Here is a 23,364-nt window from a genome sequence, read left to right as displayed (position 1 = left end):
TCCATCCTAACAAAATTAGAATGGATTTTTCGACTTATAAATTTGCTGCATCTTCTTCGTCTTTACTATTATTTAAAGCACTATGTTTTCGGCTATATAAGAAGTAAACCGCAATACCGATAACCATCCACACTCCAAAACTAATCCAAGCAGTTCCGGATAACTGAAGCATTAAATATAAACAAAAAATCACCGTTAATGCTGGTAAAAATGGTACAAGCGGTGCCTTAAATGCTCTTGGTAAATCAGGATGAGTTCTTCTCATTACAATAACAGCAACAGCTACAAGTGCAAAGGCTGATAAAGTCCCCATATTTACAAGATGCGCTAACACATTTAAATCTATTAATCCTGAAATAAGTGCCGCAATAATTCCTGTTGTCCATGTATTTAAAAATGGTGTTTTAAATTTTGGATGGACTTTAGCAAGGCGCTTCGGCAATAATCCATCTCTACTCATTGCATACGAAACACGTACTTGCCCATACATCATAACTAACATTACTGTTGTGATTCCTGTAATTGCTCCTACTGAAATTACTCCCGCTAAACTATCTTGTCCAATAAATTGAAGTGCAAAAGCAACTGGATCTGATATATTTAACTGTCCGTATGGAACAATTCCTGTCAAAATAAGTGAAACAACAATATAAAGAACCGTACAAATTAATAAAGATGCAATAATGCCAATTGGTAAATCACGTTGTGGACGTTTCACTTCTTCTGCTGCCGTTGAAACCGCATCAAATCCTATGAATGCAAAAAACACTGTAGCAGCTCCAGCCATTACACCATCTAAGCCAAACGGCATAAAAGGTGTCCAATTTTCAGGTTTTACATAATTAAAACCAGCAAAAATAAATATGAGAACAACCGCTAATTTAATAAACACCATAATGTTGTTTATTCGTGCACTTTCACGAACACCTCTAGATAAAAGAACTGTCATCACTAAAATAATTAGAACCGCAGGCAAATCAATTATTCCACCCTTTCCTGTACCAGGGGCCGAGGAGAGAATGGTAGGAATATGGATCCCAAATCCCTTTAATAAAGATTGAAAATAAGCGGACCAACCGTTTGCTACAGCAGATGTAGCGAGTAAATACTCAAGCATTAAGTCCCATCCAATTAAAAATGCGAATACCTCTCCCATCGTCGCATATGTGTACGTATACACACTGCCTGAGACAGGAACTGAAGAAGCGAATTCAGCATAACAAAATGCAGCAAAGGCACAGGCTAACGCGGCTATCGCAAATGATAATATAATAGCTGGTCCAGAATGTTTTGCTGCTACCACGCCCGTTAGAACAAAAATACCTGTTCCAACAATTGCCCCGATTCCAAGCATAGTTAAATCCAGTGCGCCCAATGTTCTGGCTAACGTCTTTTGCTTACTCTCTTGCATCAACTTTGCAATAGGCTTCTTTTGAAAAATTTGCTTCATAGCATGCTCCTCCAAGTTTTAAATTTTCTGAAAATTTTTAATTCGCTTTTTTATTTTACTCATTGCACTTTTCCTAGTCAATACTTTTGTCGAAATAAGTAGAAATCTTTCGGAACATACAATATCCTTATCGTTGTTTATATATATCTTTCCGTATTTTTTTTTGGTATTATTATACATGTCGATTCCATAAAAGAGGCATGCTCCCTTATTGAGCATGCCTCTTTTTACCTATTTCACAGTATGTGAACCTTCTTCAATCCAGCTATACATATATTTTTCATCTTCTGTTTCATGTGCTTGCTTTACAATACGAAGCGGACGGAATGTGTCTATCATAACAGCTAGTTCAAGTGTTTCTTTCTTCCCTATACTTCCCTCTGTTTTCCCAGGATGCGGCCCATGAGGAATTCCGCTCGGATGAAGTGTAATAGAACCTTCTTCCACACCTTTCCGGCTCATAAAGTTTCCTTCTACATAGTACAGTACTTCATCACTATTCACGTTACTATGATAATATGGTGCCGGAATAGATTCTGGATGATAGTCGTATAAACGTGGTACGAAAGAGCAAATAACAAAATTGTGACCTTCGAACGTTTGATGTACTGGAGGTGGCTGATGAATACGACCTGTGATTGGTTCAAAGTCCTCTACATTAAAGACCCACGGATATAAATAGCCATCCCAACCAACAACATCTAACGGATGGTGCCCTAAAACATGTTTGTGCATATACCCTCGTGACTTTGTCATTACGACAAACTCACCTTTTTCATCATACGTCTCTAATTTTTCAGGACCACGAATATCTCTCTCACAAAACGGACTATGCTCTAACAATTGTCCATATTCATTCCGATAGCGATGCGGCGTTGTGATTTGACTATTTGCCTCTACAACAAGAAATTTAGTCTCTCCTTCATCTGGAATAACACGATAAATCGTTCCAATTGGGATTGTTACATAATCACCTTTTCGATAGTGAATCGTTCCAAACATCGTTTCAATTTTCCCTGTTCCGTAATGAACAAATAACATTTCATCACCATCACCATTACGGTAGAAATAGTCCATTTTTTCTGTTGGAGCCACTACTCCAATTAATAAATCCTCATTCCCAAGCATAAAATTCCTTCCGCTTACTGCATCACCAGTTTTTTTATTTTCTTTTGTGCGAAAATGACGATGAGCAAGAGCAACATCTTCTTCATACTGCAACTGACAAGAATGAGATAATGCCGCATGACCTACTTCCGTTGGCATATAATGATGGTACAAAATAGATTGCGTACCCGAAAAACCTTTTGTTCCCATTACCTGTTCGCGATAAAGCGAACCATCTTTTTTACGGAATTGTACATGTCGTTTATGAGGTAGCTCCCCCATGTGACGATAAAACATGCCCATCACCTGCTTCCATTTCTTTTTTGACCGTATTACGTAACGTACCTAAACCAGTAATCGTAAGTTCTACAACATCCCCATCTTGCAGCCACTCTTCCGTACCCAGCTCTAAAACACAACCTGTCCCTACTGTCCCAGAACCAATCACATCGCCTGGATATAACGTAACGTCTTCCGAAGCACGTTCAATCATTTCAGCAAATGTATAGTAAATATCTTGGAAGTTCCCCTTTGATAGTAGCTTTCCATTTACATGAGCAGTCATCTCTAACTCATAACGGTCACCGTTACGATAAACATCTAATTCATCTTTCGTAACAAGGTGCGCTCCTAATGAAGTTGCAAAATCTTTTCCTTTTGCTGGACCAAGTCCTACCTTCATTTCTGTTGCTTGTAGGTCCCTTGCACTCCAGTCGTTCATAATACAATAACCAAAAATGTATTCCTCTGCTTGCTCACGAGAAATATTTCTTCCTTCTTTCCCAATTACACAAGCGATTTCTAACTCATAATCAAGCTTTTTAGATTTCTTCGGACCAATTACAAAATCACCTGGACCAATTACAGCACGATGGTTCGTAAAATAAAAAACCGGGATATCGTACCATTCAGGTACAACTTCTAGCCCTCTCCGGCCGCGGGCCGTTTTTACATGCTGTTCAAACGCGTAAAAATCCCGAATACTACTCGGATTAGGAATTGCTGCCGCTAATTGCACTTCCTCTAAGGAATATATACCCTTTTCCGGACTTTCCATATTACGCAATACTTCTACATACTCATCCGCTTTCTCTAAAAAGGCGAACATAGAAGAAGGTAATTCCCCATCACTAGCAAGATTCATATCAATTACTTTGTCACCTTCAAGCCATCCAGCTCGCATTTCTTTCGAAGGAAGACGAAATGTAACAAATTTCATCATGATTCCTCCCTATAAAAATGAAATTTCCACCAGCAAAGAGACTTTTGCTGGTGGATACAAATCTTATAAGTTTCCGCGACGTTCCTGTTCTCTTTCAATTGATTCAAATAATGCTTTAAAGTTCCCTTCTCCAAATCCGCGAGAACCTTTACGTTGAATGATTTCAATAAATAAAGTTGGACGATCTACAATTGGTTTCGTAAAGATTTGTAGTAAGTATCCTTCCTCATCGCGATCTACTAAAATCTTTAATTCTTTTAGCCTATCAATTTCCTCATCAATTTTTCCAACTCGTGCACTTAACTCATCATAATAAGTATCAGGTGTATCTAAAAACTCCACGCCATTTTCACGAAGCGCTTCCACTGTTTTAACGATATCGCTTGTTAATAAAGCAAGATGTTGTACACCTGCTCCATTATAGAATTCTAGATATTCTTGAATTTGCGATTTTCTCTTTCCATCTGCTGGCTCATTAATAGGGAACTTAATACGACTTCCATTTGTCATAACTTTCGACATTAATGCAGAATACTCTGTACTAATATCGTCATCATCAAAATGGATCATTTGTTTAAAGCCCATAACGTTCTCGTAATAACTAACCCACTCTTCCATCTTTTCAACATTACCAACTACGTGGTCTACAGCAATTAAACCTGACTCTTCAAATGGAATATTAAACTCCACCTGTTGGAATCCTGGCATAAATGTTCCTTTATAATTTTTACGCTCTACAAGCGTGTGAATTGTATCACCATACGTACCAATAACCGCTTTTTTCAGTGTACCGTTCTCGTCTGTCAATTCCACAGGTGGAGCAATCGCGACGGCACCACGTTTCACAGCTTCCGAGTATGCTTTATCAACATCGTCAACAAGTAAAGCAACATCTTTTACACCATCACCATGTGTCTTTACAAATTCTGCGATACGATTATCGCTACTTAAAGCTCCAGACACAACAAAACGCATATTTTTTTGCACAAGAACATAAGATACCTTTTCACGGTTACCAGTTTCTAATCCAGAGTAAGCCACAATTTTGAAACCGAATGCTCTCGCAAGGTAATAACTTGATTGCTTTGCATTTCCTACGTAAAATTCCAAATGATCTACATCACGTACCGGAAAAAAGTCCTCCATTTGTGCAGCTAGCGTATCCATAGATTTTTGTTTCATAAAATCCTCATCCCCCTGTAAATAGATTAAATGGTCCATACTTAAAACCAACCGAAAACGCTTCCAACATCAATTAATAGAAATTAGTTAGCAAGCTAACAATTCCTGACTTTTAAAATTTTCTATCTTTTCTGTCAAATTCCTCTTTTTTTCTTACATATAAAATTCGACTTTTTTCTCTTTACATTACGGAGGGAATATTAATACTTGAAGGTATATAGGAGAGGAAAACAAAAAAGACCCCAACATATTAACTACTTACTAATATGCTAGAGTCTTTATTTTTTTTGAATGATTGTATTTATATGTCTCATACTAATACATTTGCAAGGAATAAAATAAATGATGTTAATACTACCGCTCCACCTAATGATCCTAATAAATCTGTTTTTGTTACTTGTAACACTTGTTCACTGTTCATATTCCTCATTCTCCTTTCATTTTGTATGATTTAAAACTTCTATTATACTAATACACTTGATAGAAATACGATTAATGCCGTTAATACTACTGCTCCACTTGCTGATCCTACGAAGTCACCTTTTGTTACTTGTAATACTTGCTCTTTCATTTTGCATTCTCCTCTCTTTTTCTTTTATTACAAAACTTCTATTATACTAATACGCTTGATAGAAATACGATTAATGCTGTTAATACTACTGCTCCACTTGCTGATCCTACGAAGTCACCTTTTGTTACTTGTAATACTTGCTCTTTCATTTTGCATTCTCCTCTCTTTTTCTTTTATTACAAAACTTCTATTATACTAATACGCTTGATAGAAATACGATTAATGCTGTTAATACTACTGCTCCACTTGCTGATCCTACGAAGTCACCTTTTGTTACTTGTAATACTTGCTCTTTCATTTTGCATTCTCCTCTCTTTTTTCTTTTATTACAAAACTTCTATTATACTAATACGCTTGATAGAAATACGATTAATGCCGTTAATACTACTGCTCCACTTGCTGATCCTACGAAGTCACCTTTTGTTACTTGTAATACTTGCTCTTTCATATCTTTCATTCTCCCTTCTATTTTCTTTTGTTACAAAACTTCTATTATACTAATACGCTTGATAGAAATACGATTAATGCTGTTAATACTACCGCCCCACTTGCTGATCCTACGAAGTCACCTTTTGTTACTTGTAATACTTGCTCTTTCATTTTATGTATCCTCCTTTTTAATAAGTTATCTATATGTAATTTCTAAGAAATGTTTATTTCATAGTTTTTATGTTAGCGTTACATTAAAGTTATTAACGTAACGTTTGTAACATTAATGTAACATAACTATTGTTACGTTGCAATATAATTACGTAAATTTTATTACACTTTTTTTACGTTTTTTTATAAACACCCTTAAAAACCCTGTTTTAATGCACTTTCTACTAAGTTGACGCTTGTAATGTTATTGTAATATTACAGTCATATAACGAAACACCCTCATACCTACCTCTATTTTTGTTACAAATTAAAGTGCATATTCAAAGTAATAAGATGGCGCCTATCAAATTTTTACTGACGGTTCACGCGAGGTAAAATACAATCTTTCCAAGATAAGTTTATATGTTTCCTCTATATAACTATGTATAATAAAAGCAAAGAGGTGGTCATTTTGAAATTAATCGCATTAGATATGGATGGTACACTACTATCTTCTAATCTTGAGATCTCCAAAGAGAACTTACAAGCTATCCAAACTGCAAAAGAGGCTGGTCATATTGTCATGATTTGTTCTGGTCGCGCAAAAGAGGATGCTTTAAAATTATTGGAAGAATATAAACTATCTCTTCCAGTTGGAGCGAGCAATGGGGCAATTGTTTATGTGGATGGAAAAGTAATTAACTCGCGTTGTTTACAAAACGATAAAGTATACAAGCTTGCAAAATTACTAGAATCTGAAGGTTTTCCTTATAAGCTATATACGAATAAAGGAGTTTATTCTCCATATACATGGCAAGATCAAGTCATGCAAGCGTTCGAAGAAAACAAGCATGCACTAGATGTTACACTTGAAGAACTTGAAAGAATTACAGAAAAACAAAAGAAATCAAACTTAATTACTGATTTCCAAAAAATCGAAGATGTTGTAAATAATCCAGAATTAGAAATATCTAAATTCTTCATTTTGACATTTAATGCAGCGCATCGTGCACAGCTATTAAGCATGTTACAAGAAGACACTGATATTTCAGTTACGGCATCAGCTCCTACTAATGTAGAAATTATGGATAAGCATGGTCATAAAGGGAACGGTCTACAAGAAATGGCTGCTTATTTCAATATACCAATTGAAGATACTATTGCGATCGGGGACAACTTTAATGATGTGCCAATGTTACAAGTAGCTGGCTTATCAGTTGCAATGGGAAATGCTGAAGAAGATGTAAAAAAACTATGTGATGTCGTAACATTAACAAATAATGAGCATGGTGTTGCTCACGCAATCGAGAAATTTGTATTGAAACAAACTTCATCTAGTAAATAAAAAAAGGACTCTTTCGATTTGAAAGGGTCCTTTTCTTTTATACATGATGACAAGCAACAAAATGCTCTTCACCAACATTACGAAATTCTGGTACCGTTTGTTTACAAATATCTGTTGCAAACGGGCAACGTGTATGAAAGCGACAACCCGAAGGTGGATTTACTGGACTTGGAATATCACCCTCTAGTATAATCCGCTCTCGCTTCACTGTTGGATCTGGTATTGGCACAGCTGATAACAATGCTTTTGTATACGGATGCAGTGGGTTCGTAAATAACTCATCACGCGGCGCTGTTTCCACGATCGTTCCTAAATACATAATCCCGATTTTCGTACATAAATGTTCGACTACGCTTAAATCATGTGAAATGAACAAATAAGATAGTCCCTTTTTCTCCTGTAACTCACTAAATAAATTAATGATCTGTGCTTGAATAGATACATCTAGTGCTGCAACAGGTTCGTCAGCTACAATAAATTCCGGATTTAATACCATAGCTCTTGCGATAACGATACGCTGACGTTGTCCACCAGAAAACTCATGAGGGTACCGGTCAATATGATATGGGGCTAAGCCACATAACTCTAATACTTCTATCACTTTTTCACGAACATTTTCTTTCGTCGCTAGTCCGTGAGCCAACATTGGCTCGCCAAGTGCTTCTCCAATTCTCATTCTCGGATTTAATGAGCTAAATGGGTCTTGAAACACAAGCTGCATATTAGGACGATGTTTTCTCAATTCCTCTTTTGATAGAGAATGAACATCGTGTCCTTTAAACTTCACTTCTCCCTCCGTTTTTTGAACGAGACGTAAAATTGTTTTTCCTATCGTCGTTTTTCCGCTTCCTGATTCACCAACGAGACCGAACACTTCGCCTTTATTAATAGTAAAACTTACTCCATCAACTGCTTTTACATGTCCAACCGTTCTACTAAATATGCCACCTTTAATCGGAAAATATGTTTTTAAGTTTTTTACTTCTAATAATGGTTCACTCATTGTTCCGCACGCTCCTCATATAACCAGCAAGCTACTTTATGATTCTCATCATGTACATTTAGATTCGGTGCTTCTTCTTTACATATTTCCATACAATGCTCACAACGACCGCTAAAGTAGCAAAATTCATCCAAACCGACTAAATTAGGAACTTGACCTGGAATAGAATATAGTTTGTCTATTCGTTTTCCCATCACTGGTTTTGATTTCAACAACCCTTTCGTATACGGGTGTTTCGGATTTTGGAATATTTCTAGTACCGGTGCTTCTTCAATAACCTTCCCGCCATACATAACGACAACGTAATCAGCCATTTCTGCTACAACACCTAAATCATGTGTAATTAATAAAATAGATGTTTTAAATTCTTCTTTTATTTGCCTTAATAAGTCTAATATTTGAGCTTGAATTGTAACATCAAGAGCCGTTGTCGGTTCATCAGCAATTAATAACTTAGGATTACAACTAAGTGCAACAGCAATCATAATACGTTGTAACATGCCACCGCTCAGTTCGTGCGGATAAGAATGGACAATTTCATCCGCACGAGCAATGCCGACTTTACGAATTAATTCAATTGCCTTCTTATACGCTTCATTCTTACTAAGTAATTCATGTTCCCTTAACGTTTCTACAATTTGCTCTCCTACAGTGAAGACCGGATTCAGCGATGTCATCGGTTCTTGGAAAATCATCGCAATATCATTCCCTCGTAAACTACGAAGTTCTTTCTCTTTCATTCCTAAAAGACTTTTTCCTTCATATAAAATATCTCCACCTACTACACTACCTGATTCAGCAATAAGCCCCATAATAGATAAAGCTGTTACACTTTTCCCGCAACCCGATTCACCTACTACACAAACCGTTTCACCTTCTCGAACAGCAAAACTAACATGATTGACAGCCTTGACTGTCCCTTCTTCTGTCTGAAAGTGTGTTTGTAAGTCTTTCAGCTCTACTACCGCTTTACTCATACCTTCTCACCTACCGTCTCATCTTTGGATCTAACGCATCACGAAGTGCATCACCAAGTAAATTAATGGATACAACTGTTATAAAAATTGCAAAACCAGGCGGAATCCATAACCACGGACGCTTTTGGAAATCAAGTAATGAGTTAGCTGCGCTAATCATATTCCCCCATGATGGTGTAGGTGGAACGACGCCAAGCCCTAGATAACTTAGTGCGGATTCACTTAAAATAGACCCTGCCACACCCAAAGTTGCTACAACAATAAGCAACGGAAGGACGTTCGGAATTAGATGATGAATAATTTTCCGAGAATCCTTTAATCCTAATACATCTGCCGCTTGCATAAAGGCTTGCTCCCTGAGTGTTAAAATTTGTCCCCTTACAAGACGTGCAAGTCCTGGCCATCCTACTAAACTTAAAATAATCATTACAACATATAAACGGTATTCGGATGGCAATTTCCATTCTGATAAAATTGCTCCCATTATAATAAGTAGCGGTAATCCCGGAATGGACATTAACACATCCGCAACACGCATAATTAAATGATCAACCACCCCTCGATAAAAACCAGCAATTGCTCCTAATAAAGCACCTAGTATAACGGATAGTAGCATCGACGCTAAACCAATTGTTAATGAAATACGTCCTGCTTGCATAAGTCTAGTTAAAATATCTCGTCCCAACTGGTCTGTTCCAAGCCAATGTGACAAGCTAGGTGGTTTATTAATTTGTGTTACTTGTACTTTTCCATCGGCATATGGCGAAAGGATTGGACCGATAAAACTAAATAAAAACATAAATATTAAAACGTATAAACCATACAATGCCATCTTATTTTTCTTAATTTTTTTATACGCTTGGCGCCATGGTGATGATTCGTTTCTCTTTTTCCGTTCTTCCTTTTTCTCTATTATTGGTGTAACAGTCTCCATATCTTTCCCCCCCTTACTTCAATCGAATTCTTGGATCAACAAACGCATATACAATGTCTGCTAAGAAATTAGCCATAATTGTTAAACACGAAAGAAACATTGTAAAGGCCATTAATACCGTATAATCACGGAAGTTTAATGCTTCTAATTGAATGCTCCCGATTCCTGGCCAGTTAAAAATTTGTTCAATAATAATAGCTCCTGAAAATAAACCCGGTAATTCAAAAGCGAGTAATGTAATTGCTGGTAAAATTGCATTTTTCAATGCATGTTTATAAATAACGGTTCTTTCTTTTAAGCCTTTTGCACGAGCAGTACGAATATAATCTTGCCTAATAACATCCAACATGCCCGTTCTAAAATATCGTGTTAATGATCCTACACCAAGAAGCGTTAAAATAAACACAGGTAGAATCATATGACGTAATACTTCTAATATGTACGCTACCCCTGTTGAGTTACTTCCAATATCAATCATGCCACCAATGGGTAATAATTTTAAATCAACCGCTAATAATTTAATCAAAAATAATCCGATAAAGAATGATGGAAATGACATTGCTGCAAATACACCAATTGTCACCAATCTATCAAACCAAGAGTGCTGCTTTGTTGCAGAAATAACCCCAATAATAAGAGCAATAATCCAAGTGAAAAATAAAGCTGCAACAGCAACGATAAATGTATTCCAAATAAATTTATTAAGTAATGAAGTTACCGGTTCTTGGTACTGTAAAGAAAATCCAAAATCACCATGTAAAGCATTAGCTAGCCAGTGAAAATACCTTTCAATAATTGGTTTATTTAAGCCGTATAATTCCCTTAGCTCTTGAGCTCTCTCTGGTGTTAACTTCGGATTTGAATCAATATAATCTCCCGGCAAAAGTGCAAATAAGAAAAAAATAATAATAGATGTACCAAACAATGTAGGGATCATTTGAAGGAACCTACGAATGATATATGTTTTCACCTTTTGTCTCCCCAATCCTATTTACTTAAAAATAGAAGAGCATTTTTTCAAAACAGCTACTATTCCTTTGCTGTGTGAAAAAACGTCTTCTATTATTTAGGTCAATCCTTATTGTTCAATAGATAACACTGGTAAGTTGGAACTGATACTATCGTACTTTTCTGGATCAATTCCTTTTATACGTGCATTATGAGCATAAAGTAGTTTACGATAGTTTAATAAAATAACTGGTGGATCATCACTTAGCTCTTTATACAACTCTTTATAAATCGCTTTACGTTTTTCAATATCTGTCGTTCCTATACCTTTTACAATCAAATCATCTACTTTCGGATTATTATAACCCGTATCACTTTTTGGATTAGTTGATAAGTACTCACTTACAACTTCACTTGGATCACTAATTCCTGGTGTTGAAACTGCTGCTAAATCGTAGTCACCTTTTCCTACTTTTGAAAGCATCGTATTAAAGTCCATCAACTCTGGATTTAATTCAACACCAATTTCTTTGTAACTTTCTTTTGCAATCGGAATAAAGATATCATTTGTTTTACCTGTATTTGATGCGTAGTATGTTAATTTTAATTTTTGACCATCTTTTTCACGAACCCCGTCAGAACCTACTTTCCAACCAGCCTCATCCAATAATTTTTTAGCCTTTTCTACGTCGTGCGGATATTTATTAATACCTTCTTCTGTATATGCCCATGAAACTGGAGCAATTGGTACATTAGCAACAGAGCCATATCCTTGTAAAGCTGTATCCACATACTTCTTACGGTCTAATCCGTAAGTAAGTGCTTGGCGTACCTTTTTATCTTTCAAATACGACTTCTTATTATTTACATAGATATAAGCAATATCACTTGATGATTCAAGATTAATATTTGCAAACTCTAATCCTTTTAATTGGTCTATATTTTCAGGGTTCGCTCTAAATCCACTATAGTCCAGTTCACCTGTTTGGAATAATTGGAATCCTGTATCACCTGATGTGATTTTATAAATAAAGTTTTTAATTTTTGGTTTACCTGCATAATAATTTTCGTTAGCAACAAAGCGTACTTCTTGACCTGGAACATATTTTTCAAATTTATATGGACCCGCTGCAATTGGTTGCCCATATAATGCTTTTAAATAGTCTAAGCTTGTATTTTGTTTATAATCTTTTCCATAATAAGCTTTTGATAGCACTGGGCCACCTAAATTAGTTAGCGCCTGTGAATTAACTTTTTCAGTTGTAATTTTAATTGTCTGTGGATCAACAACTTGAATTCCCTCAATAGAAGTTGCTTTTCCTTCTTTATATTCTTTCCCACCTTTAACAGCATACTGAGCAATATCCAATCCACCTTCATACGCTTTATCATGAAGTAGTGTTAGTGTAAATGCTACGTCATCCGCTGTTAAAGGCGACCCATCACTAAATTTTAAATTTTTACGTAAGTGGAATGTATATGTTAACTGGTCAGCAGAAATATCCCATTTTTCTGCAAGATCCGGAACAGGTTTACTTTGTTTGTCTGTTGTTACTAGTGACGCAAAGATAACAGACGTTACATTTCCATCCCAACCATTATCTTGGAAATACGGAAGGAAAACTCCCCCTGGCTTAGAAATAGCCGTAATAAAAGTATCTTTTCGCTGATTTGCTTTCTCTGGACTTTTCTTTTTATCTGTAGCTGGAATTGATTCAATCTTAGAGTCTTTTAAATCCTGTTTTTTTACCGGTTCTGTAGAAGCCGTCTCTTCCTGTCCCCCACAAGCAGATAACACAAGCGAACTACTCAGTAATACCGAAAATACACCAGCCCATTTTTTTGTCTTTGTCTTCATTGTCCCCACCCTAACTGTTTAATAGTTATACCCTTTGAACTTACTAGCTTATGTATGCCTCCCACAGCATATTTATAGCCAATCGGAAAAGTCGGTTTTAATCGTAAAAAAATAGATGTTTTTGAGGGGTAACAATCCTATTCCGACCTTTCCGGTAGACTTTATGGTTATTAGCTTATATCGTCAGTTATATTTTGTCAATTCTTTCTAAATAAATATTTTGATAATTTTTTCGAAATTATTGTTCTATCTTTAATTTAGGTAAACTTAATAAAATACCGTTATAGTTATCTTCTTGTAACCCTTGAATTCGCGCATTATGTGCGGACACAACTTTGCTATTATTCAAGAAGATTACAGGCGGGTCTTCGCTTAACTCTTGATATAACTTTTTATAAATGTCTTTTCGCTTTTCAATATCCAACGTTTCTAATGCTTGCTTAGCTAATTCATCTACTTTTGGATTATAGTATCCATCATAATTTCGTTTACTTGTTGAAACAAACTCCTCAATCGTTCCACTCGGATCATCAATCATTGGCGTAGACACCATCGCCAAATCATAATCACCTTTTATCACTTTTGAAATCATCGTATTAAAGTCCATATATTCTGGGTTAAACTCTACACCAAGCTTTTTATAATCCTCTTTCATTACTGGAATCATCACATCATTTATTTTACTTGCAGAAGAAGCAAAATAACTTATTTTCAGTTTTTGTCCGTCCTTTTCACGAATTCCATCCGAACCAGCTTTCCATCCAGCCTCATCCAGTAATTTCTTCGCCTTCTCTAAATTATACTCATATTTATTAATGCCCTCTTCTGTATACGCCCAAGAAACTGGCGTAATCGGTACATTAACGAGTGACGCATATCCTTGGAAATACGTATCAATAACCTTTTGACGCTCTAATCCGTAAATAAATGCCTGGCGGACACGTTTATCTTTAAAGTATGGCTTCTTATAATTCATTTTAATGTAGCCGTAAGAGCTTCCTGTATATACATTAATATTAGCAAAACCTAAATCCTTTAGCTGTTCAATCGTCTCCGCGTTTGTCGTAAAACCATCATAATCTACTTCCCCGGCTTGAAATTGTTGTAGCTTCGTATCACCTTTTGTAATTTTATAAATAAAATGCTCAATCTTCGGCTTTCCTTCAAAATAATTTTCATTTGCTACAAATCGAACTTCTTGACCAGGAATATATTTATCCAATTTATAAGCTCCTGCTCCCAGCGGCTTCCCATACAATTCTTTTAAATACTCCAGGTGTCCTTGCTTATACTCTTTCCCATAATAAGCTTTAGATATAACTTCTCCACCGATTAATGATAGTGTTTGAGCATTTACCTTTTCAGTCGTAATCGTAATTGTTTTCGGATCAATGACTTGAATTCCTTCAATAGAGGTTGCCTTTCCTTCTTTATATGCTTGCCCACCTTTTATTGCAGTTTGGCTTATATCAGTCGCACCACTATAAGTTGGATCGTGTAATAACGTTAATGTAAATGCTACATCATCTGCCGTTAACGGTGAACCATCACTAAACTTTACATCATCTTTCAAATGGAACGTATATGTAAGCTGATCCGCCGAAATATCCCATTTCTTCGCCAAAATTGGAATTGGTTTTCCTTCCTTATCAAGTCCAACAAGAGGTGCAAAGATCGCTTGCGTTATATTACCATCCCATCCATTCTCCATAAAGTGCGGAAGGAATATCCCTCCAGGACTCGGCATGCCAACTACGAAAGTATCTTTTCTTTCTTTTACTTTTGTAGGACTTTTTGCTTTGTCGCTTGCTTTAATAAATTCATCTTTTACTTTTGGTACGTTCCCGGCTTCATTTGTACTTGCTTCCTCTTGACCACATCCGGCTAGTAATACTGAAACACTAAAAAACGTAGCAAGTACTCCTTTAAAAGCATTTTTCATCGTTCAATCACCTTTGCTCTCCTAATGTTTAATAATGTAGAAACATGGACCCCCTCTCTGTAATTATCTTTATTTTTCCTATAAAAATAGTATGAATTAATTTCAAGATTATTCCTTTCCTTTAAACATGTCAATCATTCCCTTTTATTTCGTATGAAAAAAATTAAAAATCCACTTCTATTTGTTCCGTATGAAACATAGAATATTAATAACCAATTACCAAAAAGGGGGCGAAAACATGGACAACCTATTCCAATACGTCCTGCACTACGTATTATTAACAATTATGATAGTCGGGGCTCTATTACTATTCCCATTCTTCCCAAAGTTCGTCCTCTTTTTAGCTTTTTTTATTATGCTCGGGATCGCTATTATCATTTCAACAAGAGAAGATACGACACAAAAAGAAAACAGAGTTCAGCGTGTAAAGCTGTAACTCTGTTTTTTTATTTTCAATCTTAAATCGCCGTTTCACATACTTATGTCTCGGGAAATAATTAATCAATCCAAAAATCTCCTAATACCATTTATGTTTTACAATCTATGCAAATTACGGAACAAAGATTTATCAAATTTACTGTTTCACGTGAAACACAATTTTTATTTTTCTCTTAAAGTAAAATATCAGTATAAAAAAGCGAATTCCCTTCAGCAAAACTGAAAGGAATTCGCTTGCTACTTTTTACTCCACGATATTCTCTAACTCATTATATAACTCCGCTCGTAACAGCTCTTTCTTCGCTTTTTCTTCATACAATTGTTCAAGCATTTCAACATCAACTACATGTTCCATTTTACACTCAAGCGTATATATATCTTCTTCTACATGCATTAACTCGGTTTCAATCTCCTCAACATTCCTAGCCTCTTTCTTTTTTACAGGGGCTGTTTCAAGCCTTTTTCTTCCTTGGCGTTGCTGCTTTATTACTTGTGTCTCAAGTTTTTCTTCCCACTTTTGACGAGCCCATGCATAGTTCCCTGCAAACTCAAATAATTTACGATCATCAATCCAATACGTCTTTTCAAATAACTTATTTAAAAAATAACGATCATGTGAAACAGCTAAAATCGTCCCATTATATTGCTCAAGTGCTTCTTCTAAAACTTCCCTTGATTCAATGTCGAGATGGTTTGTCGGCTCATCTAAAATTAAAAAATTGATGTCTTGATACATAAGTTGCGCAAGTCTTAACCTCATTTTTTCTCCACCGCTCAGTTGTGTTACTTTCTTAAACACCGCTGGACCATAAAATAAAAACTTAGCTAATATATGTCTCGCTTCTCCCTCTGTTACAGCTACATATTCCCTGAAAGCCTCTAATACATTATTCTTCATATTTCCGTACGCATGCTGTGATAAATAACCGATTTTCACACTACTACCAATCCGAATTTCACCAGCGTCTGGTTCTATTTCTTCTAATAATAGCTTTAGTAACGTTGTCTTTCCTGTACCATTACGACCGACGATAGCCGCACGCTCTTGAAAACGAACATGTAAATTCGCTTCGTTAAATAAAGGATGGCCAGCAAATCCTTTACTCACTTCTTTCATTACAACAACATCTTTCCCACTTCTCTCTTGCCCTTCAAACTGAAGTCCCATTTGTTTTCGTTCTAAAATAGGTTTCTTTAATTTCTCCATACGTTCCAGTGCACGTTCCATACTTCTCGCTCTCTTATGCAATCCTTCATTCGGAGGATTCGCCTGATTTGCCCATTCACGCAGTCGCTTAATTGCTTCTTTCATTTTCTTTATTTTCTTTTGCTGTTCTTGATAAGCCTGGAACTCCTGAAGCAAACGTTCTTCCTTTTCCTCAACAAACTGAGAATAGTTTGTATGATACACGTGAATCTCTCCATCCTCTAAATCAAAAATCTTCGTTACAACTTCATCAAGGAAATAGCGATCATGTGAAATGACCATAACCGTTCCATTGTATTCTTTTAAAAATTGCTCTAACCATTCGACTGCAAATAAATCCAAATGATTTGTCGGTTCATCTAATAAAAGTAAATCTGGTTTCTGCAATAGCATGTATGCAAGGCTTACTTTTGTTTGCTCCCCACCACTTAACTCCAGAAAGGATCGAGGGAATAGTTCTGTCACCTGTAGACCATTTGCTACCTTCATCAAATTCGCTTCAATTTCATAACCACCAAGGAACGCAAACTTTTCTTGGATTACTCCGTATCTCTCCATTAATTTTTGTAAAGCAGACGGTTCTCGTTCTTCCGCCATATTTTTTTCTAAAGTATGCATTTCTCTTTCTAATTCCTTTTCTGCTTTAAAAGCAGAACTCAATACATTATATACAGTCATACCCTCATCAAATTTCGGAATTTGTGCCACATGACCAATACGTGTACCTTTCTTCATATGAATGGCTCCTGCATCCAAACTTTCCATTCCAGTTAGAAGCTGAAAGATTGTTGTCTTCCCACTACCGTTACGACCAACTAATCCAACACGTTCACCGTTCTTTATTTCAAGCGATATATTTTCAAATATGATGTTTCCACCAAAAGATTTCGTTATATTATTTACACTACAAATTGTCATTTTCCGTACTCCTTTCAATATAAAAAACCATGGGAAAGAAACATTCCCCATGGTTTTCGACATAGAAAAAGGAAGCTAAATAGCTCCCTTTTCACACGTTTATTAAAAATGGGTGAAGAGATTTCTATCGTTCAATAGCTACTATGCAATTGTTAAAAAAGGACAGACGTATCCCGTTAACAACTACATCATGAAAAATCGCACGACAAAAATAGATATATTCTAAAAATTTGGCACGTGCAGCTAAAGAACGTTTCATCTCATTCACCTCTTTCGTACGGAATTTAATACTTACTTCTTTATTATACTTTCCCATTTCATGTTTGAATAGTCATTTTTCTGAAAATAATGAAGATAGACTAAACATTTCAATAAGTGACATCAAATCTTACAAGACTGTTATGTTCACGTAATGGAAAGCGATAGTACGAAAAGATGCCTCCCTATACAATAAAGATGTAAACAAGAGAGACAACAAAAGGAGGAAACAATCATGATGAAAGAAATCGTAAAAGCAATCTTTGAAGTATTAGTGAACGGACAAGCAGTTGTAAAAAAACTAAACGAACTATAAAAAGGAGTGAAGGAACATGATGAATATGGTAAAAATGATTTTACATGCTCTAGTTGACGCAAAAGCGGTTAGCCAAGAATTAAACCAACAATAAAAAAGGGGTAAATGAATATGAAGAAAGCCATTATTATAATCGCAAGTACAGCAATTGCCTTATACACAATAAAAAATAGAAAAAAGAAACATAATAAAAATGATTTATATTATCCATACACATTATTAAAGAAAAAATAAAAGACAAGGTACCCTGTTGTAATGAGGATATCTTGTCTTTTATTTTTCCTATTCCTTTTAAAGGATTTCCCTCTCTCTTTCCCGAATGTATTAAGCGGGATTTTTACACATATTTTAAAGGGGCATACATACAAATGGATACACAACAACTATACTTTTTAAACGATATTGGCAAACAAAAACCAGAAAGCATTCGGAATAGAAGCGCCACATGTCCTTTTTGTGACAGAGAAAATTTAACGGATATTTTAGCAACTGAGGGCTCAATTATTTGGCTAAAAAACAAATTCCCTACATTAAAAGATACATTTCAAACGGTGCTAATCGAAACAGATAATTGTGAAGACCATATTGCGACATATACAGAAGAACATATGAAATCGCTAATTCGTTTCTCCATTAAATCTTGGTTAGACTTACAGAAAAATGAAGAATTTACATCTGTGATTTTATACAAAAATCACGGTCCATTCTCAGGCGGGAGTTTGCATCATGCACACATGCAGATTATCGGAATGAAATATGTAGACTATCTCGATAACGTAGAAACGGAGAACTTCCAAGGGGTCATTGTACAAAAAAACGAACACATTGAACTCAACATTTCAGATCGTCCTATTATCGGTTTTACTGAATTTAATATCATTATTGAAGATGTTAGATGCATAGATGAACTGGCAAATTATATTCAACAAACTGTACGTTACATACTGACAGATTTCCATAAAGGATGTAGTAGTTATAACTTATTTTTCTATCACTTAAACGGAAAAATCATTTGTAAAGTTGTTCCTAGGTTTGTCGTTTCACCATTATATGTAGGATATAAAATACCGCAAGTTTCTACAAAACTAGAAGACGTGAAAATACAACTAGCGGCGTATTTCACAAAACAAGACGACGCGATTAACCACAAAAAATAGAGTAGGTATCAAAAACCTACTCTTTTATTACACCTTTATTTCGATAGTACACATCTTCTAATCCGACGTTATACTTCATGTTATTATCCGTCCACTCTGGCCCCAGATTACCTGGCCATCCAGATGTATTTGCTACATATTTTAGTAATGCAAAATCCGTCAAACCTTTTTGCACCCCGCGCTTATACCCTTTCATTAAATGCGGCATTGCAATTTGCGCATTTGTGCGCGGATCTTTCAACTCTTCATCAGTTAAATGATCTGGTGCAAGCCCACCGCCACGGTGCAATTGAAACAATCCGAATGAAGTTCCGTTATCTCCAACACTTCTTGGATTTAACCGGCTTTCATGTTCGGCAATTGTAAGAGGTATCCATTCCGGAAGATTGACTTTCTTTGCTTCCTCTATAATAATTTGTTTCATTTGTTTTGCTTCTTCTGAGTCAACATAGCTTGTCTCATTCACTAACTTGCCCATTCCTTCAGACTTTCCTTGGAAATATAAGTACACCCCAAGAACAACTAAAAATCCTACAAAGAATTTCTTCACTACCACTACCTCTTTCTCCGCTGAAATTTGTCCCCTTTCAGCCTTCTTCCCTTTACAATTACCCACATTCTATCATTCTCTTACCCTTTTATCATAGCAAATAACTATATATATTATCATCATGCTTTAGACCGATTTTGTGAAAAAACAGCTGGTAAATACGTACAAAAATGTAACTTTCATAGACTACAACGTATTTCTTGTATATAATTGTAAATTGAACTCTACATATTAGAATAGGAGCAGACCAAATGAAAAAGTGCATAATACTCTTGTTCAGCATTTTACTACTTATCCCTATCCACACCTCTGCACAAACATCATCAAAACCAAAAGTACTTGTTTTATACAGTACACAAGACGATCAAATTACAAATAATATTCAAATCCTTAATACCCAATTAGGACATTTTACAAACGATATAACTACGAAAAGTTTAAAAAAGGCTAATGAAATTACTAATTCATCTTCTTATACACATATTGTTTATATCGGTGAACAAAAAGAAGAGTTTCCTATTGAAACAAAGAAACTTCTAGAAAATTTCTCAGGCCCAATATTAGTTTTAGGACAAAATGTTGAACAATTATCTAATCGCTTTTCTTTCATTACCCTAAAGGCTGATGATATACGAGTTAATAAAATCGAATATCCAAGTCATAAACTAAAAAACACTTTAGAAGAGGAACGATTGATTCAATCTTTTGATACAAACGGAACTGTTCTTGCTAACGCTTTAAGCTCAAATAACACGAACCCACTAATCGTTCAGCATGAAACATCTTACTACGTTGCAACGCCAAATCTCTTTGACTGGATGTCTCATTACGTCGGTGAAATGTTATTTTCTTACTTCGGACAAAAGCCAACGACAAATAAAGTAGAAGCTTATTTACGTCTTGAGGACGTTCATCCAGCCGCAGATACAAATCAATTAAAAGAAATTGCTGAATTACTAAAAGAGAAAAAAATCCCTTACATGATTACGGTCATCCCGGTATATAAAGATCCGGATACAGGAAAAACAGTACATTTAAAAGATAAACCTGAACTAGTCGACCTTTTACGCTCTATGCAAGATGATGGCGCAGCAATTATTATGCATGGTTATACGCACCAATTTTATGACAGTGAAACTGGGGAAGGTTTTGAATTTTGGGACGTAAAAACAAATCAACCGATTCGTCAACCGAATCATGAACAACCAAAAACAAAAGATGACTTTCCTAATATAGAAGCATATAATGCATACGTAAAAAAAGGGGAAGAATTTGAAGAAAAATATACAACTGAGCATATTGAAAAGGGCATTCAAGAACTTGTAGATGCCAAACTATATCCTGTCGCATTTGAAGCACCTCATTACACGATGTCTCAAAAAGGGTATGAAATATTATCAAGGTACTTTTCAACTTATGTAGGACAACTACAGTTAAGTGATACAACTTGGAAATCGATGCACTCACCATTTTATACAAGTACCCCATCATTTTTACACGGGATGAAATTAATGCCTGAAACAGTCGGTTTTATTGAAGAAGATAAGCCACATGCTATTGCTAAAATGAAAGAACGTGCTGTATCTGTTGCTAAATTATCCGATGGAGTTATTGGTGCATTCTATCATCCTTACTTAGGTGTGAAACCATTAAAAGAAGTATTAAAGGATCTAGAAAGCATTCCAAATATAGAATGGATTGATTTACAAAAAGAAACAAATGAAGTGAAAATGAAAGATATTCATATTACTACTAATAAAGACGGTATTCACGTTAAAAAACCAACAAGCGCAAGCGACGTAATGGATTATGTAAAACAATATGGATTCTTCCTTATACTTGGCTTCTTCATCATTGTGTTTCTATTGTTATTAAGACGTGCGAAAAAATTAGAATCCTAATATAAAACCACCAAGCAAAATGCTTGGTGGTTTTTTTAACTTAAACCAAAACGTGGCATGTTATTAATAACCCATTGATTATTTTCATAACTTCCTTCATCAAATTAAACACATCATAAATTATAGAAAATATTAGAAAAAAATATCCATAACGAAAAGGATAAGAGTAACTCTCCTATCCTTTCAAATAAAGTGAAACTTTAATCAGTGGAAGTCTTACCACCCATTAATACAGGGTAAAATTGAATCGTATTTTCATATATTGTTTCTGCAACCTTATCAATAGATATGTTTTTTATAACACTAATTTCCTTTAATACCTCTCGAATCATCCTCGGATGCGTCATAACATCCTCGTGAAATTCCCACGGTCCATCTGTTTCTACCATCATATATTCAAGTGGATAATACGAAACAATTTTTCTAATTTTCTCCTTATGTAAAATATCTGGCGTGATAGAAATATAATAACCGTTCCTCATCATCCGTTTCATTGTTGTTTCACTTCCTTTAAACCAATGAAAATGTGCACGTGAAACTTTATATTTCTCCAGTAAATCACATACAATATCCGCATCTTCATACACTGCATGCAATATAATTGGTAAATCATATTGACTAGCTAGTTCGACAAACTGTTGCAACACTGATATATATGAATCGACAGCAATGCGCTCATCTTCTTTTCTTAAATAATACGGCAAGCCTACTTCACCAATCGCTACTATATCCTCTACATGATCTTCAATTAATTTATAAATTTGCTCACATTCTTCTTTATGAATCGGTTGCTCCGGATGAAAACCTATTGCTGGATGTACAAAAGGATATCGCTTTGCTAAAGATAAAGTTTCTTTACATGATTGATAATTCATAGATACCGCAATAAGCCCCTTTATCTCTTTACTATTTTCCACATCTTTAAGTAATCTATTTTTTTCTTCATCTTTATATTGATCCACATGTATATGACTATCAATCCATTTCATCTTTATTCCTCCATAAAAAAAACAAGAAAGGAATCCCCTTCTTGTTTTATCATCTATATTATTTAACAATTAAATTTGTTATGATATCAAATAATCCAATACATACTACGGCAACAGTAAAGTAGCTACAGAAATCTTTAATTGGAAACTTCACTACTTCTTCTTTAAACATCCCATTCTTCTCCCTTCTTACTATATCCCTAATTATTTTTATCTACTTGTATCTATTATGCAAAAAATATGACAATTTTACTATCGAATTAACTTACGTAAACCTTACAATGTTGTAAGGTTTAAAAAAAGGGCCTCATCTACATACAGATGAGGGCTATTAAAAAGTAGTTGGTTTTTCATTCTTCATTAACATGACAAACAGAAAGTAATACAGTGACTTTCTAATTACACTATATGAAATTCACTAGCTTTTAACCATCGAATTACATTACAGAAGGCTTACATGTTTGTAAGCTGTGTGTAATGTAATTCGATAGTTTCTCTTACCTACATCTCGT

General features: G+C 35.3%; 25 protein-coding genes. 5 read left to right on the top strand and 20 right to left on the bottom strand.

The features are described 5' to 3' along the window. Positions 1-34 precede the first annotated feature (34 nt). The 10 genes from KZZ19_RS01330 to KZZ19_RS01285 all read right to left on the bottom strand — a co-directional run bounded on the left by KZZ19_RS01330 (position 35) and on the right by KZZ19_RS01285 (position 6,132). Complete coding sequence (locus KZZ19_RS01330) at positions 35-1,450, bottom strand: amino acid permease (protein ID WP_000809356.1); 1,416 nt, start codon at positions 1,448-1,450, stop codon at positions 35-37. A 231-nt stretch (positions 1,451-1,681) separates the two neighbouring features. Continuing rightward, positions 1,682-2,854, bottom strand: coding sequence for a homogentisate 1,2-dioxygenase (locus KZZ19_RS01325; protein ID WP_237982333.1), 1,173 nt, complete (start codon positions 2,852-2,854; stop codon positions 1,682-1,684). After that, on the bottom strand, positions 2,820-3,776 hold the full coding sequence (locus KZZ19_RS01320) for a fumarylacetoacetate hydrolase family protein (protein WP_237982332.1): 957 nt from the start codon (positions 3,774-3,776) through the stop codon (positions 2,820-2,822). The genes KZZ19_RS01325 and KZZ19_RS01320 overlap by 35 nt, the downstream gene beginning before the upstream one ends. Before the next feature lie 66 nt (positions 3,777-3,842). After that, positions 3,843-4,961 (bottom strand): 4-hydroxyphenylpyruvate dioxygenase, encoded by a 1,119-nt coding sequence (hppD, locus tag KZZ19_RS01315; protein WP_000810916.1) that lies wholly within the window; start codon positions 4,959-4,961, stop codon positions 3,843-3,845. Positions 4,962-5,271: 310 nt separating this feature from the next. Further along, on the bottom strand, positions 5,272-5,382 hold the full coding sequence (locus KZZ19_RS01310) for a DUF3948 family protein (protein WP_001083700.1): 111 nt from the start codon (positions 5,380-5,382) through the stop codon (positions 5,272-5,274). A 42-nt stretch (positions 5,383-5,424) separates the two neighbouring features. Continuing rightward, complete coding sequence (locus tag KZZ19_RS01305) at positions 5,425-5,532, bottom strand: DUF3948 family protein (protein WP_000664237.1); 108 nt, start codon at positions 5,530-5,532, stop codon at positions 5,425-5,427. A gap of 41 nt (positions 5,533-5,573) precedes the next feature. Beyond that, a complete protein-coding gene (locus KZZ19_RS01300; RefSeq protein ID WP_000664237.1) occupies positions 5,574-5,681 on the bottom strand; it encodes a DUF3948 family protein in 108 nt (35 codons plus the stop codon). Positions 5,682-5,722: 41 nt separating this feature from the next. Next, positions 5,723-5,830, bottom strand: a complete 108-nt coding sequence (locus KZZ19_RS01295) for a DUF3948 family protein (RefSeq protein WP_000664237.1) — start codon at positions 5,828-5,830, stop codon at positions 5,723-5,725. A 42-nt stretch (positions 5,831-5,872) separates the two neighbouring features. Then, entirely contained in the window at positions 5,873-5,989 is a 117-nt protein-coding gene (locus KZZ19_RS01290) for a DUF3948 family protein (protein ID WP_000654250.1), read from the bottom strand. Positions 5,990-6,024: 35 nt separating this feature from the next. Next, positions 6,025-6,132 carry a DUF3948 family protein gene (locus KZZ19_RS01285; RefSeq protein ID WP_000664237.1) on the bottom strand — a complete coding sequence of 36 codons (108 nt, stop codon included), beginning with the start codon at positions 6,130-6,132 and terminating at the stop codon, positions 6,025-6,027. Between the two features lie 451 nt (positions 6,133-6,583). On the opposite strand from KZZ19_RS01285, the gene KZZ19_RS01280 reads away from it, so the two are divergent. Beyond that, a complete protein-coding gene (locus KZZ19_RS01280) occupies positions 6,584-7,456 on the top strand; it encodes a Cof-type HAD-IIB family hydrolase (protein WP_000766409.1) in 873 nt (290 codons plus the stop codon). Between the two features lie 37 nt (positions 7,457-7,493). Here KZZ19_RS01280 and KZZ19_RS01275 read toward each other — a convergent pair whose 3' ends face one another. The 6 genes from KZZ19_RS01275 to KZZ19_RS01250 form a co-directional block, all read right to left on the bottom strand. Then, entirely contained in the window at positions 7,494-8,459 is a 966-nt protein-coding gene (locus tag KZZ19_RS01275; protein ID WP_237982330.1) for an ABC transporter ATP-binding protein, read from the bottom strand. After that, positions 8,456-9,436: an ABC transporter ATP-binding protein gene (locus KZZ19_RS01270; protein WP_000030773.1), complete on the bottom strand. Its 981-nt coding sequence runs from the start codon at positions 9,434-9,436 to the stop codon at positions 8,456-8,458. The genes KZZ19_RS01275 and KZZ19_RS01270 overlap by 4 nt, the downstream gene beginning before the upstream one ends. Positions 9,437-9,446: 10 nt before the next feature. Further along, the gene (opp4C, locus tag KZZ19_RS01265) at positions 9,447-10,370 is read right to left on the bottom strand and encodes an oligopeptide ABC transporter permease (protein WP_237982329.1); all 924 of its coding nucleotides are present in this window, start codon (positions 10,368-10,370) and stop codon (positions 9,447-9,449) included. 13 nt (positions 10,371-10,383) lie between these two features. Continuing rightward, positions 10,384-11,340, bottom strand: coding sequence for an ABC transporter permease (locus KZZ19_RS01260; protein ID WP_140392307.1), 957 nt, complete (start codon positions 11,338-11,340; stop codon positions 10,384-10,386). Between the two features lie 108 nt (positions 11,341-11,448). Beyond that, positions 11,449-13,176 (bottom strand): ABC transporter substrate-binding protein, encoded by a 1,728-nt coding sequence (locus KZZ19_RS01255; RefSeq protein ID WP_237982328.1) that lies wholly within the window; start codon positions 13,174-13,176, stop codon positions 11,449-11,451. 238 nt (positions 13,177-13,414) lie between these two features. Next, entirely contained in the window at positions 13,415-15,118 is a 1,704-nt protein-coding gene (locus tag KZZ19_RS01250) for an ABC transporter substrate-binding protein (protein WP_237982327.1), read from the bottom strand. 238 nt (positions 15,119-15,356) lie between these two features. Between KZZ19_RS01250 and KZZ19_RS01245 the strand changes: the two genes are divergently transcribed. Next, complete coding sequence (locus tag KZZ19_RS01245) at positions 15,357-15,554, top strand: hypothetical protein (protein ID WP_000369258.1); 198 nt, start codon at positions 15,357-15,359, stop codon at positions 15,552-15,554. 246 nt (positions 15,555-15,800) lie between these two features. Here the strand turns inward: KZZ19_RS01245 and abc-f are convergent, their stop codons facing one another. Further along, on the bottom strand, positions 15,801-17,681 hold the full coding sequence (gene abc-f, locus KZZ19_RS01240) for a ribosomal protection-like ABC-F family protein (RefSeq protein ID WP_237982326.1): 1,881 nt from the start codon (positions 17,679-17,681) through the stop codon (positions 15,801-15,803). Between the two features lie 124 nt (positions 17,682-17,805). After that, on the bottom strand, positions 17,806-17,940 hold the full coding sequence (locus KZZ19_RS01235; protein WP_283162007.1) for an RAxF-45 family protein: 135 nt from the start codon (positions 17,938-17,940) through the stop codon (positions 17,806-17,808). 420 nt (positions 17,941-18,360) lie between these two features. Between KZZ19_RS01235 and KZZ19_RS01230 the strand changes: the two genes are divergently transcribed. Together KZZ19_RS01230 and KZZ19_RS01225 are read left to right on the top strand one after the other, a co-directional pair. Continuing rightward, positions 18,361-18,489, top strand: coding sequence for a spore coat protein B (locus tag KZZ19_RS01230; protein WP_140392309.1), 129 nt, complete (start codon positions 18,361-18,363; stop codon positions 18,487-18,489). Positions 18,490-18,623: 134 nt separating this feature from the next. Next, positions 18,624-19,412 (top strand): DUF4931 domain-containing protein, encoded by a 789-nt coding sequence (locus KZZ19_RS01225; RefSeq protein WP_237982325.1) that lies wholly within the window; start codon positions 18,624-18,626, stop codon positions 19,410-19,412. 16 nt (positions 19,413-19,428) lie between these two features. Here the strand turns inward: KZZ19_RS01225 and KZZ19_RS01220 are convergent, their stop codons facing one another. Next, a complete protein-coding gene (locus KZZ19_RS01220; RefSeq protein WP_088094892.1) occupies positions 19,429-19,962 on the bottom strand; it encodes a transglycosylase SLT domain-containing protein in 534 nt (177 codons plus the stop codon). A gap of 251 nt (positions 19,963-20,213) precedes the next feature. Here KZZ19_RS01220 and KZZ19_RS01215 point away from each other — a divergent pair, with 251 nt between their 5' ends. Continuing rightward, a complete protein-coding gene (locus tag KZZ19_RS01215; RefSeq protein WP_237982324.1) occupies positions 20,214-21,863 on the top strand; it encodes a DUF2334 domain-containing protein in 1,650 nt (549 codons plus the stop codon). Between the two features lie 200 nt (positions 21,864-22,063). Here the strand turns inward: KZZ19_RS01215 and KZZ19_RS01210 are convergent, their stop codons facing one another. Beyond that, positions 22,064-22,852: a TatD family hydrolase gene (locus KZZ19_RS01210; RefSeq protein WP_237982323.1), complete on the bottom strand. Its 789-nt coding sequence runs from the start codon at positions 22,850-22,852 to the stop codon at positions 22,064-22,066. Positions 22,853-23,364 lie beyond the last annotated feature (512 nt).

Origin of the sequence: Bacillus thuringiensis, from assembly GCF_022095615.2 — a bacterium.
Taxonomy (GTDB): Bacteria; Bacillota; Bacilli; order Bacillales; family Bacillaceae_G; genus Bacillus_A; species Bacillus_A cereus_AG.
This window is presented reverse-complemented; position numbering and strand designations above follow the sequence as displayed.

Excerpts from the sequence above, each read along its gene's own strand:
- KZZ19_RS01330 (WP_000809356.1), bottom strand. The coding sequence starts at position 1,450 with ATGAAGCAAATTTTTCAAAAGAAGCCTATTGCAAAGTTGATGCAAGAG.
- KZZ19_RS01325 (WP_237982333.1), bottom strand. The coding sequence starts at position 2,854 with ATGTTTTATCGTCACATGGGGGAGCTACCTCATAAACGACATGTACAA.
- KZZ19_RS01320 (WP_237982332.1), bottom strand. The coding sequence starts at position 3,776 with ATGAAATTTGTTACATTTCGTCTTCCTTCGAAAGAAATGCGAGCTGGA.
- hppD (WP_000810916.1), bottom strand. The coding sequence starts at position 4,961 with ATGAAACAAAAATCTATGGATACGCTAGCTGCACAAATGGAGGACTTT.
- KZZ19_RS01310 (WP_001083700.1), bottom strand. The coding sequence starts at position 5,382 with ATGAACAGTGAACAAGTGTTACAAGTAACAAAAACAGATTTATTAGGA.
- KZZ19_RS01305 (WP_000664237.1), bottom strand. The coding sequence starts at position 5,532 with ATGAAAGAGCAAGTATTACAAGTAACAAAAGGTGACTTCGTAGGATCA.
- KZZ19_RS01300 (WP_000664237.1), bottom strand. The coding sequence starts at position 5,681 with ATGAAAGAGCAAGTATTACAAGTAACAAAAGGTGACTTCGTAGGATCA.
- KZZ19_RS01295 (WP_000664237.1), bottom strand. The coding sequence starts at position 5,830 with ATGAAAGAGCAAGTATTACAAGTAACAAAAGGTGACTTCGTAGGATCA.
- KZZ19_RS01290 (WP_000654250.1), bottom strand. The coding sequence starts at position 5,989 with ATGAAAGATATGAAAGAGCAAGTATTACAAGTAACAAAAGGTGACTTC.
- KZZ19_RS01285 (WP_000664237.1), bottom strand. The coding sequence starts at position 6,132 with ATGAAAGAGCAAGTATTACAAGTAACAAAAGGTGACTTCGTAGGATCA.
- KZZ19_RS01275 (WP_237982330.1), bottom strand. The coding sequence starts at position 8,459 with ATGAGTGAACCATTATTAGAAGTAAAAAACTTAAAAACATATTTTCCG.
- KZZ19_RS01270 (WP_000030773.1), bottom strand. The coding sequence starts at position 9,436 with ATGAGTAAAGCGGTAGTAGAGCTGAAAGACTTACAAACACACTTTCAG.
- opp4C (WP_237982329.1), bottom strand. The coding sequence starts at position 10,370 with ATGGAGACTGTTACACCAATAATAGAGAAAAAGGAAGAACGGAAAAAG.
- KZZ19_RS01255 (WP_237982328.1), bottom strand. The coding sequence starts at position 13,176 with ATGAAGACAAAGACAAAAAAATGGGCTGGTGTATTTTCGGTATTACTG.
- KZZ19_RS01250 (WP_237982327.1), bottom strand. The coding sequence starts at position 15,118 with ATGAAAAATGCTTTTAAAGGAGTACTTGCTACGTTTTTTAGTGTTTCA.
- KZZ19_RS01245 (WP_000369258.1), top strand. The coding sequence starts at position 15,357 with ATGGACAACCTATTCCAATACGTCCTGCACTACGTATTATTAACAATT.
- abc-f (WP_237982326.1), bottom strand. The coding sequence starts at position 17,681 with ATGACAATTTGTAGTGTAAATAATATAACGAAATCTTTTGGTGGAAAC.
- KZZ19_RS01235 (WP_283162007.1), bottom strand. The coding sequence starts at position 17,940 with ATGAAACGTTCTTTAGCTGCACGTGCCAAATTTTTAGAATATATCTAT.
- KZZ19_RS01230 (WP_140392309.1), top strand. The coding sequence starts at position 18,361 with ATGAATATGAAGAAAGCCATTATTATAATCGCAAGTACAGCAATTGCC.
- KZZ19_RS01225 (WP_237982325.1), top strand. The coding sequence starts at position 18,624 with ATGGATACACAACAACTATACTTTTTAAACGATATTGGCAAACAAAAA.
- KZZ19_RS01215 (WP_237982324.1), top strand. The coding sequence starts at position 20,214 with ATGAAAAAGTGCATAATACTCTTGTTCAGCATTTTACTACTTATCCCT.
- KZZ19_RS01210 (WP_237982323.1), bottom strand. The coding sequence starts at position 22,852 with ATGAAATGGATTGATAGTCATATACATGTGGATCAATATAAAGATGAA.